The organism is Halalkalibacter oceani (genome assembly GCF_023715705.1).
In the GTDB taxonomy this organism is placed as follows: domain Bacteria; phylum Bacillota; class Bacilli; order Bacillales; family Bacillaceae_D; genus Halalkalibacter; species Halalkalibacter oceani_A.
In genome coordinates this window covers 20,140-36,464 of record NZ_JAMBOS010000034.1, presented here as the reverse complement: position 1 = coordinate 36,464, position 16,325 = coordinate 20,140, and the positions used below count along the sequence as shown (strand labels likewise).

The 16,325-nt window shown below is 49.0% G+C and carries 13 protein-coding genes and 1 riboswitch; of the genes, 1 reads left to right on the top strand and 12 read right to left on the bottom strand.

The window, feature by feature from the left end:
• Positions 1-51: 51 nt before the first annotated feature.
• From M3212_RS20100 to prsW, 8 genes are all read right to left on the bottom strand, one after another.
• Positions 52-837 (bottom strand): VanW family protein, encoded by a 786-nt coding sequence (locus tag M3212_RS20100; protein ID WP_251195730.1) that lies wholly within the window; start codon positions 835-837, stop codon positions 52-54.
• A 222-nt stretch (positions 838-1,059) separates the two neighbouring features.
• Positions 1,060-1,233, bottom strand: a complete 174-nt coding sequence (locus M3212_RS20095) for a hypothetical protein (protein WP_251195729.1) — start codon at positions 1,231-1,233, stop codon at positions 1,060-1,062.
• Positions 1,234-1,251: 18 nt separating this feature from the next.
• Positions 1,252-3,207 (bottom strand): aconitate hydratase, encoded by a 1,956-nt coding sequence (locus M3212_RS20090; RefSeq protein WP_251195728.1) that lies wholly within the window; start codon positions 3,205-3,207, stop codon positions 1,252-1,254.
• A gap of 227 nt (positions 3,208-3,434) precedes the next feature.
• Positions 3,435-6,887, bottom strand: a complete 3,453-nt coding sequence (metH, locus tag M3212_RS20085) for a methionine synthase (RefSeq protein WP_251195727.1) — start codon at positions 6,885-6,887, stop codon at positions 3,435-3,437.
• 28 nt (positions 6,888-6,915) lie between these two features.
• Complete coding sequence (locus M3212_RS20080) at positions 6,916-8,754, bottom strand: bifunctional homocysteine S-methyltransferase/methylenetetrahydrofolate reductase (protein WP_251195726.1); 1,839 nt, start codon at positions 8,752-8,754, stop codon at positions 6,916-6,918.
• Between the two features lie 16 nt (positions 8,755-8,770).
• A complete protein-coding gene (locus M3212_RS20075) occupies positions 8,771-9,883 on the bottom strand; it encodes a methionine biosynthesis PLP-dependent protein (protein ID WP_251195725.1) in 1,113 nt (370 codons plus the stop codon).
• 90 nt (positions 9,884-9,973) lie between these two features.
• A riboswitch (SAM riboswitch) is annotated at positions 9,974-10,080 on the bottom strand.
• Between the two features lie 83 nt (positions 10,081-10,163).
• On the bottom strand, positions 10,164-10,325 hold the full coding sequence (locus M3212_RS20070) for a hypothetical protein (protein WP_251195724.1): 162 nt from the start codon (positions 10,323-10,325) through the stop codon (positions 10,164-10,166).
• Positions 10,326-10,348: 23 nt separating this feature from the next.
• Entirely contained in the window at positions 10,349-10,996 is a 648-nt protein-coding gene (gene prsW / locus M3212_RS20065; RefSeq protein ID WP_251195723.1) for a glutamic-type intramembrane protease PrsW, read from the bottom strand.
• Between the two features lie 253 nt (positions 10,997-11,249).
• Here prsW and M3212_RS20060 point away from each other — a divergent pair, with 253 nt between their 5' ends.
• Positions 11,250-12,215, top strand: a complete 966-nt coding sequence (locus tag M3212_RS20060; RefSeq protein WP_251195722.1) for an asparaginase — start codon at positions 11,250-11,252, stop codon at positions 12,213-12,215.
• A gap of 173 nt (positions 12,216-12,388) precedes the next feature.
• Here M3212_RS20060 and M3212_RS20055 read toward each other — a convergent pair whose 3' ends face one another.
• The 4 genes from M3212_RS20055 to M3212_RS20040 all read right to left on the bottom strand — a co-directional run bounded on the left by M3212_RS20055 (position 12,389) and on the right by M3212_RS20040 (position 16,320).
• Positions 12,389-13,360, bottom strand: a complete 972-nt coding sequence (locus M3212_RS20055) for a YpdA family putative bacillithiol disulfide reductase (RefSeq protein ID WP_251195721.1) — start codon at positions 13,358-13,360, stop codon at positions 12,389-12,391.
• Between the two features lie 291 nt (positions 13,361-13,651).
• Positions 13,652-14,569, bottom strand: coding sequence for a D-alanine--D-alanine ligase family protein (locus tag M3212_RS20050; RefSeq protein WP_251195720.1), 918 nt, complete (start codon positions 14,567-14,569; stop codon positions 13,652-13,654).
• A gap of 122 nt (positions 14,570-14,691) precedes the next feature.
• Complete coding sequence (locus M3212_RS20045; RefSeq protein WP_251195719.1) at positions 14,692-15,303, bottom strand: genetic competence negative regulator; 612 nt, start codon at positions 15,301-15,303, stop codon at positions 14,692-14,694.
• 120 nt (positions 15,304-15,423) lie between these two features.
• Positions 15,424-16,320: a MerR family transcriptional regulator gene (locus tag M3212_RS20040; protein WP_251195718.1), complete on the bottom strand. Its 897-nt coding sequence runs from the start codon at positions 16,318-16,320 to the stop codon at positions 15,424-15,426.
• Between the last annotated feature and the right edge of the window lie 5 nt (positions 16,321-16,325).

The following is a 16,325-nucleotide window of genomic DNA, read 5'->3' as shown; positions in this document are numbered from 1 at the left end:
CACGGACAGGGCGTAACATACACAACTCACCTCACAATTAATCTACCTATATTATACTATATTTACCCGAATAATCGGATTAATATCTACAAAAAAAGACTGTTGAGAAGACTTTCTCAACAGTCTGGCGACATTATATAATGTCGTTGATGTTTGGCAAATTCCGCCACCGAGTCCATTGACGAAGTCGCCATCAACAATGACATTCGCTTCTTTATAGCCGCGCGCTTTTGTACGTTCCCCGACAATCCGGTTAAACGAAAAGATGTCTCCCGGACCGAGGACGACGCCATAAATGCTCTTCGCTGAAAGGTCGATATTATCGACACGTCCGCTAATGGAAGAAGTAAACTTTGTCGCATAACGGCCGATCTCGACTTCATCGAGGCCGGCGACATCTTCTTCCGTGACGTTAATATAGGTTACTTCAATCGGAATTTCGAGCTGCCGGGTAAAATAACTGGCTTGCTTGATTTTTTCCACTAATTCCTCTTCTTTTAATACAACTTGAGGAACACCTGGCACAAACGTTCCATCATCGCGAACCTTGGCCGCTTTCATGCGCTGATCAAAGCCGTTCGGGCCTCGGGCCAATTCCTTCACCCACTCGCGCAGAGTCTCTTCAGAATCAGCAAAATCGCTTTTTCTGATCGTCATTAATACCTCCTGTTTGAGCGGGTTAATCAAGTCAATTTCTCTTTCTTCCAGCTCTTTTATATAGAGGTTTACCGCTTTTTTATTTGCCTCAGCAGCGATTTGCTCACTTCCATTGACCGTCGCCCCCGCACATCCGCTCGCCCCGATTAAAATCACACATAATAATAGTACTTTTTTCAACTGTTCATTCTCCCTATCGTGGTGTCATTATAAGTACCATTTTATTACATCCTTATGAAAGAACCAATAGTGATTTAGACCCTGAGTTCATCTTTTTTGCGAACTTTTTTACTATTTTTCATACTTTCACAGCTTCTCCCATCACCTTTAACAAAAACAGAAAAACCCGGGCTGCACTTTTTGTGCAGAACGGGCCTCTCTGTTTTTTTTGTAAACGGTAGTTCAATCCAAAATCCGGTTGTTTTCATCGACGTGTAAGACGGTGGACGATGTCGAGTGTTCCTGCTGAACATATCCATCGCCGCCGCATACCGTGCATGTGTATTGCCATTCTTCGTCATCAGCGAGCATTCCTGTTCCCTCACACGCTTTGCAAACATTTTTGCGATCAACCATTCTCTATCATCCCCTTCCTTACGAGGTAACCGTTTGCTGATCTTTTACCCAGTTGATTAATCCGCCTTTGATCATAATGTCAATTTGCCGTGCTGAGAGCGCATGTCTCACGTTAATCCTTTCTTTGCCTCCATTTAGACTAATGCTAAATTCATTTCCTTGTTGAATCTTATTTTTTACATCTGTTATCGTCAATATATCGCCCTGCTGTAGCTTATCGTAATCCTTTTCATCAACAAAGGTCAGCGGCAAAATGCCGAAATTGACCAGGTTCTGCCAATGAATCCGGGCAAAGTCCTTGACAAGAGCGACCCGCAGCCCCAAGTATCGTGGAGCAAGCGCCGCATGCTCACGACTAGAGCCCTGCCCGTAGTTAAAGCCGCCGATAATCGCATGCCCGCCTTGTTCCACCGTTTTCCGAGCCCGCTCATAATACGTTTCGTCAACAATTTCAAACACGAATTTGCTGATCTCCGGCAGATTGCTGCGGAATGGCAGTACACGGGCTCCGCCAGCTAAAATCTCATCCGTTGAAATATTGTCGCCCATTTTCAGCAAAACCGGAATTTCCAACATATCAGGAAGCTCGTTCATTTCCGGAATTGAAGCAATATTCGGGCCTTTATATAGTTCCACTTCCCGCGCCTTTTCAAGCGGTAACGGTGCCGATAACAAGCTCTCATCGACAGTCCGTTTCTTCGGCTCTTTTATTTTCGGATAATTCATCTCCAGCGTACGCGGATCGGTGATTTTGCCTGTCAATGCTGAAGCGGCGGCTGTTTCAGGACTGCATAAAAACACGCTGTCCTCTCTCGTTCCCGACCGTCCCGGAAAGTTGCGCGGTGTTGTTCTCAGACTGTTTCTTCCCGAGGCGGGAGCCTGGCCCATCCCGATACAGCCGTTGCAGCCGGCCTGGTGGAGCCTGGCGCCGGACTGAAGCAGGCTGGCAATATGTCCCCCTTCCACTAAATCGGTCAAAATTTGGCGCGAGCTCGGATTAATATCGAGGGAGACACCATCAGCAACCTGTTTCCCTTTGACAATCTCAGCGGCGATCGCAAAATCGCGATAGCCCGGATTGGCGGAAGAACCGATATATGATTGATAAATCGGCTCCCCGGCAATCTCCCGCACGGGAACGACATTCCCCGGGCTTGATGGTTTGGCTACAAGTGGTTCAAGCTCCGATAAATTGATTTCCTCGTACCTGTCATAGGATGCCCCTTTATCCGCTTTCAGTTCGATCCAATCCTCTTCCCTATTTTGCTGCTTTAAGTACCGTTTAATTTCGTCATCGGCCGGAAAGACGGTCCCTGTCGCGCCAAGCTCGGCACCCATATTGGCGATAACGTGACGGTCCATTGCGCTTAAATGCTTCAACCCTTCACCGAAGTATTCCATGACATAGCCGACTCCGCCCTTGACATCATGGCGGCGAAGCAGTTCGAGGATCACATCTTTGGCGCTGACCCAGTCAGGCAGCTCACCTTTCAGCTCAATACCCCACACCTGCGGCATTTTCACATAAAACGGCTCGCCGGCGATCGCCATCGCCACGTCGATTCCTCCAGCGCCCATCGCCAGCATTCCCATGCAGCCATTCGCGCATGTATGACTGTCGGAGCCGAGCAATGTTTTTCCCGGTTTCGCCAGCCTTTGCATATGAACCGGGTGACTGACTCCATTTCCCGGCCGGCTGTAATACAAGCCAAACCGTCGTGTCGCACTTTCCAAAAACAAGTGGTCGTCCGGATTTTTGCTATCTACTTGAATCAAATTATGATCGACGTACTGGGCCGAGGCTTCGGTTTTGGCATAGTCGAGCCCCATCGCTTCCAATTCGAGCATCACCATTGTTCCGGTCGCATCCTGTGTCAACGTTTGATCAATTTTCAAACCAATTTCCGTGCCCGGCGTCATCTCACCAAACAAAAGATGGCCATCAATCAGCTTTTGCGTCACATTAAACGCCATTTCATTCATCCCCCTTTTTTACCTGCACATCTTTATTGTTTTGTAAAAAAGGGAAATATATGCTCAAAGTATGCAAAGGACTTGAAACAAAACTAGCTTTGGACCTACTGGCAAGGGCTTCACACGCCACAAGCCTCTTTCTTTTTCCAAAGAAAAAACCCCCTTCGAATGTCGTAAATGAAGGGGGTCTTCCATGTAAGGGTGTTATTTGATTGATGATAAAAGCCTTACGCCAACACGTTAAAATAACGCCCTTCCGGATGGGAGAAGACCATCGCAGTAACGGATGCTTCGGGCTCCATCATGAAGCCTTCCGTCAGCTGAACGCCGATTTTTTCCGGCTTCAGCAGGGCAAACAGCTTCTCCTGATCTTCGAGATTCGGACAGGCCGGATAGCCGAACGAGACGCGTACGCCCTGGTATTTGGCGGAGAATCGCTCTTCCATCGTCATGTCGGCCGAATCCGGAAAGCCCCAGCGGTCGCGCATTTGCTGGTGGAGGCGCTCAGCAAAGCCTTCGGCAATCTCCAAGGCCGCGGCCTGCATTAGATGACTTTCCAAATAGTCGCCCTCCTCCTTCGCTTTCTCCGCTAATTCGCGGATACCGTGGCCGGCGGTGACAGCGAGGAAGCCGACATAATCCATTTCGCCGCTTTCAACCGGACGAAGATAATCAGCTAAGCATAGGTATGGCTTCTGGCGCTGGCGCGGGAAGCTGAAGCGCTCGAGTACCTTGGACGTATCTTCCGGATCGTAAATCAGAATATCGTTGCCGTCGCCCTGAGCCGGGAAAAAGCGGTACATCCCATGGGCTGAAATAATCTTTTCAACTTTGGCCCGCTGTAAAAACTGATCAACCTTTTCCTTCAGCTGAATGGCCCGTTCGTCTTTCTCGGCCAGCAGACGGCTCACTTTGCCTTGTAAGCCGAGATGGCGGCCGAGCAGCATTTGCATATTAATATAAGGCTCAAGGTGGGAGAGCTTATAGTCGCGTAAAATATGGGTATCGAGGTCCGTCGGCGTAAAGATCGGACCATCCGTTTTTACGTCGGAACGAACAGCTGTCTTTACGGAATCATCCAATTCACCTGCCGTTCTTTCCTTACGCACCGCGTCCTTTTTCGCCCGTGCCTCTGCCAGTTCTTCGGCCAGACGGGTCCGCTCGTTCGGATTGGCGAGGCGGTTGGCGATTTCCAGTCCGTTCATCGCATCCTTGGCGTAAAGAACCATTCCTTCGTATTCGGCGGCGATCTTCGTATCGGTGAATTTGCGCGTTAACGCTGCTCCACCGACCAGAATCGGAATCGAGATTTTCTGCTGACGCAAATCCTGAGCCGTCAGCACCATTTGCTGCGCCGATTTGACGAGCAGTCCGGACAAACCGACCGCATCCGGCTTTTCCTTTTTGATCGCCTCAATCAACTCAGTCGAGGTCACTTTGATGCCGAGATTAACGATTTTAAAGCCGTTGTTGCTTAAGATGATCTCGACGAGGTTTTTCCCGATATCATGCACGTCACCTTTTACGGTCGCCAAAATGATTTTTCCCTTGCCGTTATCATCTTCCTTCTTCTCCATGAACGGTTCCAGATGAGCAACGGATGCTTTCATCACCTCGGCGCTTTGCAGCACTTCGGCGACGATCAGCTCATTATTGTTGAACAGGCGGCCAACTTCATCCATCCCGGTCATCAGCGGACCATTGATAATATCGAGCGGGTCATCGTACTTCGCCAGCGCTTCATCAAGATCCTTCGTCAGCCCTTCTTTAGTCCCTTCGACGATATAGGAAGCAAGCCGTTCCTCAAGCGTAAGCGTGGAAAGCTCGACTTTCTTTTCCGCTTTTTTTCCGCGGTAGAAAGCGGTAAATTCAGCAAGCGTCTCATCTGTTGTTTCAAATAACAGCTTGCGCGACATCTCTTTTTCGTTATCTGAAATCGAGGCATAGCGTTCAAGCTTCTCGGTATTGACGATCGCATAGTCCAGTCCGGCCTGCGTGCATTCATACAAATACACGGCATTCAGCACTTCGCGGCCGACCGGCGGCAAGCCGAAGGAAACGTTACTCACCCCGAGGATCGTCAAACAGTCCGGCAACGCTTCTTTAATCAGGCGGATGCCTTCGACCGTCGCGTTGGCGGAGCCAATGTACTGCTCATCTCCAGTGCCGACCGGGAAGACGAGCGGATCAAAAATGATATCCTCCGGCTTTAAGCCGTACTTGTTTACGAGCAGATCATGCGAGCGCTTCGCGACCTCGAGCTTGCGTTCGGCGCTGACGGCCATCCCTTTCTCGTCGATCGTCCCGACGACAACAGCCGCTCCGTAGCGCTTGACAATTGGAATTACTTTTTCAAACCGTTCTTCGCCGTCCTCAAGGTTGATCGAATTTATGATCGCTTTCCCCTGAGAATACGTCAACGCTTTTTCGATGACATGTTCATCCGTTGAATCAATCATTAGCGGCACTTTCACTTTATTGATCACATAGCTTAAAAACTGTTCCATATCTTCCAGCTCTTCGCGGTCCGGATCAGCGAGACAGACATCGATCACGTGGGCGCCGCGCTTCACTTGGGCCCGGGCGATTTCTGACGCCTCTTCAAATTTCCCTTCCGCGATCAGTCGCTTGAACTTTCGTGAGCCAATGACATTCGTCCGTTCTCCGACAAATAACGGGCGCATGCTTTCCTCATAAATTAACGGTTCAATTCCCGAAACAGCATGAGGATGCTTCGCCTTAATAACCCGCGGGGCAAAATCCTTCGTTGCTTCGACCATGGCCGCAATATGGACAGGCGTCGTTCCACAGCAGCCGCCGACGATGTTCAACCAGCCTTTTTCCGCAAATGCCGAAAGCTTTGTCGCAAGTGAGTCCGGCGATTCATGATAATGCCCTTCCTCATCTGGCAGGCCGGCATTCGGGTAGCAGCTGACATATGTTGTCGCCAAATCCGAAAGAGAGCGAATATGGTCGCGCATAAATTCCGGACCTGTCGCACAGTTTAAGCCGACGACGGTCGGATTCATGTGCTCAAGTGATAAATAAAATGCTTCGATGTTTTGACCGGCAAGCGTCGTCCCCATCGGCTCGATCGTTCCTGAAACGATGATTGGCAGCTTTTTCTCAAGCTCGGTGAAAGCCTGCTCAATTCCGATATAAGCCGCCTTGACGTTGCGCATATCCTGGCTCGTTTCAAGCAGCATCACATCGACTCCGCCGAGAATTAAGCCACGGGCCTGCTCATAATAGGATTCGATCAGCTGCTCGAACGTAACACCACCCGTCACCGAGAGCGATTTCGTCGTCGGTCCCATCGCTCCGGCGACAAAGCGCGGCCATTCCGGTGTCGAAAACTCGTCTGCTACTCTTCGGGCAATTTCTGCCGACACGCGGCTCAGCTCTCCTGCCTTATGACCGAGATCATAATCATCAAGCACAATATTGGTCGAACCGAATGTGTTCGTTTCGATAATATCGGCGCCGGCCTGCAAATAGTCCCGGTGGATCTTTTCAATTACTTCGGGCGCTGTTTCGTTCAAGTACTCGTTACAGCCTTCATATTCTTCGCCGCCAAAATCCTCCGCGCTTAAATTAGCCTGCTGGAGCATCGTTCCCATCGCTCCGTCAAGTACTAATATTTTTCGTTCTAATTGCTGTTCAAATAAAGACTTCGTCATACGCTTTAGTCCTTTCTCCTGATCCCTGCTACTGATTTTTAATGGATGCTGCCTTCGTCTTCGCTTGAATATAATCAGTCAGTTCAACGGTCATCTCATACCGTAAAAATGGCGTAATCAAATAAATGCCGTTAAAGAATGTTAAAGCTGTGTCGATTAACGACTTGGCGATCCGTATGCCTTCCTCCGCCGCGCGGTGACGATCGTCGCCGCATTGTGCCATCGCGCTGCGAATCTCATCCGTCAACTTAATTCCCGGTACTTCATTGTGAAGAAATTCCGCGTTTCTCGTTCCGGTTAACGGCATGATTCCGATGTAAATCGGCTGTTTGATATGCTTGGTCGCCTCGTACACCGCTTCAATTTGCGCTTCACTATAAATCGGCTGTGTCATAAAATAATCAGCACCGCTCTCGACCTTTTTCTCCATCCGCTGCACCGCTTTGTCCAAATGACGGACATTCGGATTAAAGGCCGCTCCGACAGAGAAGGTTGACTTCTGACCAAGCTCCTTGCCCGAGAAAGAAATCCCTTCGTTCAGCTGCTTAATAAAGGAAATTAATTGAAAAGAGGTTACGTCATACACCGAGGTCGCTCCCGGAAAGTCTCCTATTTTCGTCGGGTCCCCCGTCACCGCCAGCAGATCATCAATCCCTAAGGCGTGAAGACCCATTAAGTGTGATTGCAGCCCGATTAAATTGCGATCGCGGCATGTGACATGAACGAGTGGACGCGCGCCGATCTGCCCCTTAAGCATCGCCCCGAGAGCCAAATTGTCAACACGCGGGGAAGCAAGTGAATTATCAGCCATCGTCACCGCATCGACACCGGCCTGATGGAGCTTTGTCGCGCCTTCGATAAACCTGTCCGTATTAAGCTTCTTCGGCGGGTCAAGCTCGACGATCACCGACCTGCGCTGCTTTACGATCTCAGGCAGCGGCGTATGCTCTGGCGGCAGCTCAATCCGCTTTTCCACACGGATGACTGAACGAACTTTTTTCTCCGTAATCGGGGCAAACCGTTCCTTCACCTCTTTAAATGCCGCGATATGCTCCGGCGTGGTTCCGCAGCAGCCGCCTAATAAACGGATGCCCTCCTTGACAAACTTCTCACCCATTGCCTTGAAATAGTCGGCGTTCGACTGATAAAAAACGCGCCCGTCGCGATAATCCGGCAGACTGGCGTTCGGATACGCCGACAAATAGCCATTCTCCGGCAACGGAATCGATTCAAAGGAACGCAGCATATGGAAAGGTCCCATCCGGCAATTTAAGCCGACGATGTTCGCTCCGGCCGTAATCAATTCACGAAAGGCGTCGGCGACCGGTATCCCGCCATTCATCACACCGATTTCTCCTAATGAAAGGTTAACAATGATCGGCAAATCCGTCCACTTTCTCGCTAGGACCGTTGCCATTTTTGCTTCCTCAAGATCATAAAAGGTTTCCAGCAACAGACCGTCAACGCCCCCTTGAAGAAGGTGCTTCATCTGTTCGTTAAACGCCGCTTCGATTTCCTCAAGCGACCATTCTTCCAGCTGAAAGCGGCGGACCCCGCCAATCGTGCCAACGACAAAGGCCTGCCCGCCTGCTGCCCGCTTCGCTAAGGTGACAGCCGCCTCGTTGATCAGCTGAACCTTTTTCTCCAAGCCGTATTTTTCAAGCTTTAAGGAATTGGCCGCATATGTATTTGTTTGAATTACATCGGCTCCTGCCTCTACATATTGCTTGTGGACCGCGATGATTTTATCAGGGTTACTGAGATTCACTTCTTCAAAGCATTGATCCACTCCTTGCTCGTAGAGGAGGGTTCCCATTGCCCCATCCCCTACAAGGACCTCATTTGCTAATCGCTCCAGCAGCTTCATTACGGGTCCCTCCTTTCTATTCCTTTGATGTCACATAGTGAAAAGCTTGCTCCAAATCTTTTATTAAATCTTCTCCGCGCTCAATTCCGACCGAAAAGCGCAGCAGCCGATTACAGACGCCGTTGGCAATCCGAATATCTTCGGGAATGTCCATATGGGTCTGCGTTGCCGGATACGTCATCAGGCTTTCCACTCCACCAAGGCTCTCCGCAAAGGAGATCAGCTTCAGCTGCTGCAAAAACGGATTGACCCATCCTTCTTTTTTAATCCGGAAGGAAAGCATCCCGCCTTTGCCTGGATACAGCACATCAGTTACCGCCTGATGCTCCTCAAGGTAAGCAACAACGGCCTTCGCGTTTTCCTCATGCTTTTCCATCCGCAAAGCCAACGTCTTCATCCCACGGATAAGCAGCCAGGAGTCAAACGCCCCCAATGTTGCGCCAATGCCATTATGATAATAAGCGATCTTTTCACAGAGCTCCGTGCCCTTAGCCGTTATCAGACCGGCGATCACATCATTATGCCCGCCTAAATATTTCGAGGCACTGTGAATGACAATATCGGCCCCTTTGACAAGTGGCTGCTGAAGCAGCGGCGTATAAAATGTATTATCGACAATCAGCAGCAATTGATGCTTTTTCGCGATTTCCGCCAAGGCGGTGATATCAGCTTCCTGCATTAACGGATTCGTCGGCGTCTCGATAAAAAGCGCCTTCGTCCGCTCGTTGATTAATGATTCGAAATGTTCAAGATTTCGCGGATCTCCGTAGGCAAATGACAGCCCCCAGCGGTTCCAGCCCTGTTCAAATAAACGGTACGTTCCCCCGTAAAGATCCTGAGAGGCTAAAATCTCGTCTCCCTGAGCGAACAGAGAAAACACCGTCTGAATCGCCGCCATCCCCGAGCTGCAGGCAAATCCACGGTCCCCTTCCTCAAGGGCGGCAATCGCCGTTTCCAGCACTTCCCTTGTCGGATTTCCCGTTCTGGCATAATCGTAGCCGGTCGACTCTCCGATTCCTGTATGACGATACGCCGTTGAAAAATAAACAGGCGTATTAATGGTTCCTGTCCGGTCTTCTGAGCGGTTTCCAATCTGTACGAGTAATGTCTCAAGCTTGTCTCGGTTCATCTGTATCCCTCCACCTTTTCCAAATGATGAAAAAAACACCCTCTTCTTAAATTCCATTAAGAAGAAGGTGTTTGGTTATGAATTCGCTTCTTCTTATCTTTCAGATCATCACGATCTGATGGAATTAGCACCTGACCAATCAATGGCTGGTTGCTGAGACATCGTCGGGCCAGTCCCTCCGTCTCTCTTGATAAGAAATCGTATGTAAATGAGTTTTTCGTTTAATCAAAATTACAACAATTCAAATCATTTTGCAAGTGAAATTTTTTTCCGGCCTCATTTATTCCGGTGTGGCGTCGATATGCAAATGCTCGGCATTTCCGCATACACAGCGTTTAAAACCGGTTTCATACTCGCCATTCTCATTCCGTCTTCCTCTGAGAATATATTTTTCTCCGCAGACCGGACAGCGAATGACGACGCGATAACGTCCTTCTGACATAATCAATCACCCTTCTTACTTTACTATTGATCCAATTGATGGGCGCGCTTCACTTTTGTTAAAGCAAGCCACCATAACAGGAGCATAAATGGGAGCATCCCGATGATAAAGTATGTATCAAACAGCAGCAAAATACTGTCGTATATACTGTGTAAGAGAATAGGAAAAATCAAGGCCAATGTCAAATGCCTCGCTTTTGCGTCGAGCTCCAGCTTCGCCCTACCCATATAATACCCCATCAGAACGCCAAATAATGCATGACTTGAAACCGGCAGAAGAGCCCGGCCAATCGCCGTTTCCAAACCATTCGCCAGCAAATAGAGCACATTCTCGAGACTGGCGAAGCCAAGGGAAAGTGCGACACCAAAAACAATCCCGTCATATCTCCGTTTAAAATCGGCATGCTGATAGGCGAAAAAATACAATAAAAACCATTTAAAAAATTCCTCGATCACGCCATAGAGCACAATCGTCTGGACGAGCATGTTTTTAAAGAAACCTTCCTCAATAAAAGCATACTGCAGGACCATAACGGGGAAAACAAGCAATACACCGATTAAGAATGTCCGGAAGACGAAGGCGCTTGTATAGGAGCTGTAGTGGTTTCGTAAATAGAAATAAGACAACAATGCCATGCCTGGTGCCATCGCTGCCGTCACAATCGCAAACAAGTTGTCCTCCCTTTTCTCTATATCCTTTCGTTTCGTTATCCGAGCAGGACCTTAGAGGATACATTTAAGATCATATGTTATCATAAAGAGGTTGGGACAAAAGTATTTCAACGAGATGACGATCCGAACAAATGGGAGGATGGACATCCTCCGCTCCTGAAAACAGCTGTCTGTCTGCTTTGTTCGCTGTCACAGTTACACACTTTCGTTATTCCCACCTTCATTAAACTGGAAAGAAATAGAGGTGCTAATATTGAAAAAAATTCTTGTCTTACATACCGGCGGTACCATTGCGATGAAAGAAGAGGAACAAGGAACGATTCCCGCTGCAATACATCCATTATATTCCACGATTGAATCGCTCGCAAGCATTGCCTCTGTCACCGTCGACGATTTTCTTAATCTGCCTTCACCCCATATGACTCCCGCTTTAATGGTTGACCTTGCGAAACGGCTGCGGGAAAGATCAGAACGGGATGGCCTTGATGGCATTGTCGTTACGCACGGGACGGACACGCTGGAGGAAACAGCCTATATGCTCGACCTATTAGTAAACTGGCAGCTGCCCGTCGTGATTACCGGAGCGATGCGCTCAAGCAATGAACTCGGCGCGGACGGTCCGCATAATCTGATCACGGCGGTACGGGTGGCGACGTGCGATGAAGCGCGCGGCAAAGGCGTCCTCGTCGTCATGAACGATGAAATTCACAGTGCCAAGAATGTCACCAAGACACATGCCAGCAATATAGCGACCTTTCAAAGTCCGCAATATGGGCCGCTCGGCATCGTCACAAAGCGCGACATCTTTTTTCACCATACCGTCACGAAAAGAGAGTCGTACCCCGTTTCCATGCTGACGAAGAAAGTCATTCTCTTAAAAGTGTACACAGGAATGGAGCGTACGATCATTGATCTGGCGATGCAGTCAGGCGCCGACGGCCTTGTGATTGAAGCATTCGGTCAAGGTAATGTGCCCCCTGAGATTGTCCCGGCACTAGAAGAGCTGATCGAGCGCAATATTCCGATTGTCCTTGTCTCCCGCTGCTTCAGCGGCGTCGTGCAGGACAACTATGCTTATGCAGGAGGCGGACGGGAGCTGCGGGAGCTTGGCGTTATTTTCACAAACGGTTTAAATGGTCAAAAAGCGCGGTTAAAGCTGATGGTCACATTGGAGAAGACAAATGACCGGGAGCTTCTTCAATCCTACTTTCTCCAATAAAAGAAGCATAGCGGAATATAAAAGCGGCTGCCGAAAGGGGGAAATCCCCTTTTCAGCAGCTTCGTGATACACCTCGGATACAGCCTTGATGTAAGTAGTCCATTATAAAATTGGTTGCTTTGCATGTCCCATCCTCTTTGCTCCTTCAACGCATCTCATCAAGGACGGACAGCTCATTGGTCCCGGCGGCTGACAATCGCCGCGGCAATGGCCTCCCCATGAAAGCGGCCGTTTTCAATAAAGATTTCGTTCGCATTGTTGCCGGCGGCAATCACCCCGGCGATAAACAAACCAGCGACATTTGTTTCCATCGTCTCTTGATCAAACAATGGACGGCCTGTTTCCGGATCGACCTTTACGCCCATTTTTCGTAAAAACGAATGATCGGGATGGTACCCGGTCATCGCAAAGACAAATTGCGCTGGCGCGCGCTTTGTCGTCTGCCCGACCTGATAAATCACTTCGTCTTTTGTAATCTGCTGCACGTCGGCATTGAATTCCATTTTAATTTTCTCATGTCTGACAAGCGATTCAAACTCAGGCAAAATCCACGGCTTCACACTTGACGAATAGTCGCTGCCGCGGTACAAATTGGTCACCCGTGCGCCGGCCTTTTCCAGCTCCAGCGTCGCGTCGACGGCTGAATTCTTTCCGCCGATGACAACGACATCATGATCGAAAAACGGATGAGCCTCTTTAAAATAGTGAAAGACATGCTCCTGCTCTTCCCCCGGTACGCCCATCATATTCGGAGAGTCATAATACCCTGTCGCAATAACGACATGAGGCGTGCGATAGTCGCTCTTTGATGTCTGCACGTTGAATGTCCCATCTTTCTGGCGAACGACTGCCTCAACGCGCTCATAGGCATGGACCCGCAGCTCCTTCCGCTTTACAACCTCGCGATAATAAACCAGCGCCTGGTTCCGTTTCGGTTTTCTCCCTTCAATCACAAAAGGAACACCGCCAATTTCCAGCTTCTCACTCGTACTGAAAAAGGTCTGGTGCGTCGGATAGCGATAGATCGCGCTAACGACATGATCCTTCTCGATCACTAACGGATTCAGACCGCGCTCCTTGCAGGCAATCGCCGCAGCCAGGCCGCATGGTCCTCCCCCGACTATGATCACATCTTCATCGTTCATATTTCCACCCCATTTTCCACACTGCCACTCATACTTGATTCTTATTTAGTATACCAATTTACAGCAAACGACGGAAACAAGACGCTTCTGCCGCTTCATTCCTTATATTCTTTGCGAAAGGAGCGAAAGAATGCCAACAAAGCTCCGTTCTGTCATCGACGACGAAAGGACCTGCCCGTTGGGACAAGTCTGAGTGGCCGTTGAAAGCCGGTTCAACCATCTAAACGAAGCGGAAAATATCGCGCCAGCTTAAATGGCGCGATATTTTGGTCACCGTCTCTGTTCAATCGGTTATTTTTTCAATGAAAGCATAACAAGCTCTTCAATCATCTCTTCATATGACAGACCGATCGCCTTTGCAGCATCCGGATACAAGCTCGTCGGCGTCATACCGGGAAGCGTGTTAACCTCCAAAATGACCGGCTCTGTGCCGTCCTCAGGCACGATAAAATCGACGCGCGAATAAACATCACAGCCGAGCGCCTGATGAGCGAGCACGGCATGTTTCTTCACATAGTCGGTATACTCATCTGACAGCCGAGCCGGTACGATATGCTCACTCATTCCGACGGCGTACTTCGCTTCGTAGTCATAGTATTTATTTTTCGGGACAATTTCAACAACCGGCAGCGCTTTTTCCTGACCGCGATTTCCGATTACTGCCACCGTTACCTCTCTCCCGGAAATGAACTCCTCAATCAAGACCGTTTCATCAAGCTTAAATGCTTCCTCAATCCCGGCCAAAAGCTGCTCTCTATTTTCCGCAAATGTAATCCCAATTGTCGACCCTTCCTGATTCGGCTTGACGACCAGCGGGAAAGGTAGACCAATCTCAATCTTCTCGCGCTCGTATGAATGGCGGTATAAAACCTGCTCCTGCGCCGTCCGTGTGCCGTTGCGTGCAAAAAACAGCTTTGCCCGCGCTTTATCCATCGCCAAAGCAGACCCCTGGACACCCGAACCGACATAGCGCAAGTTAAGCATATCGAGTAACGCCTGAATCTTTCCGTCCTCTCCATAGCGGCCATGCAGGCCAATATAGACAATATCTACATCCAGCTTCAGCAGCTCCTCAAGCCGTTCAGGATGAAAGTCAATGCCGACGACGTCGTGTCCGCGCTGCTCTAATGCGTTCATAATCCCCTTACCCGAAGATAAGGACACTTCCCGCTCTGCTGAAATCCCCCCGTACAGTACTGCTATCTTCATTCCGTGCTCACCTCTCGCCAACATTATGTATCACTAGTTTATTCGCCTATTTCTCTAAGTGGAACTAGTCTAGGCTATTGTATCATAATCTTTTTTTAAGAAAACGGCAAAAAAGACTGATTCTATAATTGATCAGTCCTTTTTCCGAAAAAACTCATATACAGTTGTAAAATCGCTTCATGCTCCGCGATCACTTTGCCATATTCAGCGACGCGGAAGGAAGAAACCGTTGCAGGATTGCCGTACTCTGCCAAAAGAGCGACAAATGCCTCCTCTTCAATCTCATCGAGGTCGTACTCCTCGAAGCTTAAATAATATCGGCCCTCAAACGAGTAAAGTGTTCCGCCAATCGCACCAAAGGCGTAAAGCCGCGCCGTGAGGTCAATCACATCTTCAATATCCTGAAATTCATAAAAGATCTCCTCGGTCTCATCAAGCGTAACCTGCATTTCAATATAGCCATCATCATAATCGACGCCATATTGATCATCAGGAAGACCCTTTGTCACAATAATCACCATGCCCTGCGCCGGCATAGCATATACTTCAACTGCCACCGGTCCGTCAACCTTAAAACCAAGCTCATCGTCAGCTTCAAGCATCATATCGCGAAATAGATCATGAACCTTTGGCACATCTTGCCACAAATCTTCTTTCGATATGCCCCGTTCCTTTAAATCATCATATGTTAAAAATACTTTGAATTTATTAGATGCCAAGCGTTCAAGACGCATTTTTCCCCCTCCTTTGTCCCTGAACTCCCTACATGCTTAAGTGGTTTCATCCGTAGAAAAGTCTTACTATACGATATGAGCAGACAGAAAAGAAGGTTCGTAAACAGGGAGACCATTTTTCTATCCTCTGAGCTGCTTTTGCAGCCAGCTCTCCCAATCCGGCCTTGTTGAACCGACCCGGTACTTTTCTGCCGGGCGATGCTGCTCGATCGCCTCCCCGCCAGCTCCGATAATCAACTGCGGGTACACTTCGTTGAGCCGCTTTATCATCTCCATCGTGTGGCCAACATTGCTCTCATTCATACAGGATGTAAAGAACATCCGCGCCTCTACTTCCCTGATGACCTGTTCGACATCGCCAACTGGAATTTTCTTTCCTAAACAGATCACTTCAAACCCTTTCTGCCGCAGAAACAGCTTATAGCTCATTAACCCGCATTCATCGGTTTCATCAGGCCCGCACACTGTCACGACCCTTGGCAAAAAACCGTCAATCGGAAAGCTGTGCAGAATCGCGCCCATCTTCGTTCGTAAAAAAGTCGAGACAAACTGCTCACCGGCAAGCGAAATCTCACCGCTATTCCGCATTTCTCCAACCTTCACAAGCAGGGCGCCTAAAATGTCGACCATCACTTTATCGATGCTGAACATACTGAAAGCCTGATTCAGCAAATAATGGGCTTCTCTTTCCCGAAAAGAAAGCAACGCCCTCAGCATTTCATCGCCAAGTCTGACGGCATAATCCTCATGACGCGCCTCCTGTCTGGAATGCATTGAAGGAGCGTGATCTTTCTCCAGCAGTCCGACAGCTTGTCCAATTGTAAACCCTTTATTTACTTTATCAATTAACCAGCGCAAAATTGCGACATGTTCGTCGGAATACAAGCGATGTCCTGCTGCATTGCGAATCGGCTTGACAATTCGGTAGCGGCGCTCCCACGCCCGCAGGGTACCCGCTTGAATTCCTAACATCGTCGAAATCGCTTTAATATTATATTTCCCTTCTTTCGAAGTCATATCCT

Coding starts and splice junctions, on each gene's coding strand:
- M3212_RS20055 (WP_251195721.1), bottom strand. CDS start 13,360: ATGAACGATGAAGATGTGATCATAGTCGGGGGAGGACCATGCGGCCTG.
- M3212_RS20045 (WP_251195719.1), bottom strand. CDS start 15,303: ATGCGTCTTGAACGCTTGGCATCTAATAAATTCAAAGTATTTTTAACA.
- M3212_RS20095 (WP_251195729.1), bottom strand. CDS start 1,233: ATGGTTGATCGCAAAAATGTTTGCAAAGCGTGTGAGGGAACAGGAATG.
- M3212_RS20080 (WP_251195726.1), bottom strand. CDS start 8,754: ATGAAGCTGCTGGAGCGATTAGCAAATGAGGTCCTTGTAGGGGATGGG.
- M3212_RS20090 (WP_251195728.1), bottom strand. CDS start 3,207: ATGGCGTTTAATGTGACGCAAAAGCTGATTGATGGCCATCTTTTGTTT.
- M3212_RS20070 (WP_251195724.1), bottom strand. CDS start 10,325: ATGTCAGAAGGACGTTATCGCGTCGTCATTCGCTGTCCGGTCTGCGGA.
- metH (WP_251195727.1), bottom strand. CDS start 6,887: ATGACGAAGTCTTTATTTGAACAGCAATTAGAACGAAAAATATTAGTA.
- M3212_RS20050 (WP_251195720.1), bottom strand. CDS start 14,569: ATGAAGATAGCAGTACTGTACGGGGGGATTTCAGCAGAGCGGGAAGTG.
- M3212_RS20040 (WP_251195718.1), bottom strand. CDS start 16,320: ATGACTTCGAAAGAAGGGAAATATAATATTAAAGCGATTTCGACGATG.
- M3212_RS20075 (WP_251195725.1), bottom strand. CDS start 9,883: ATGAACCGAGACAAGCTTGAGACATTACTCGTACAGATTGGAAACCGC.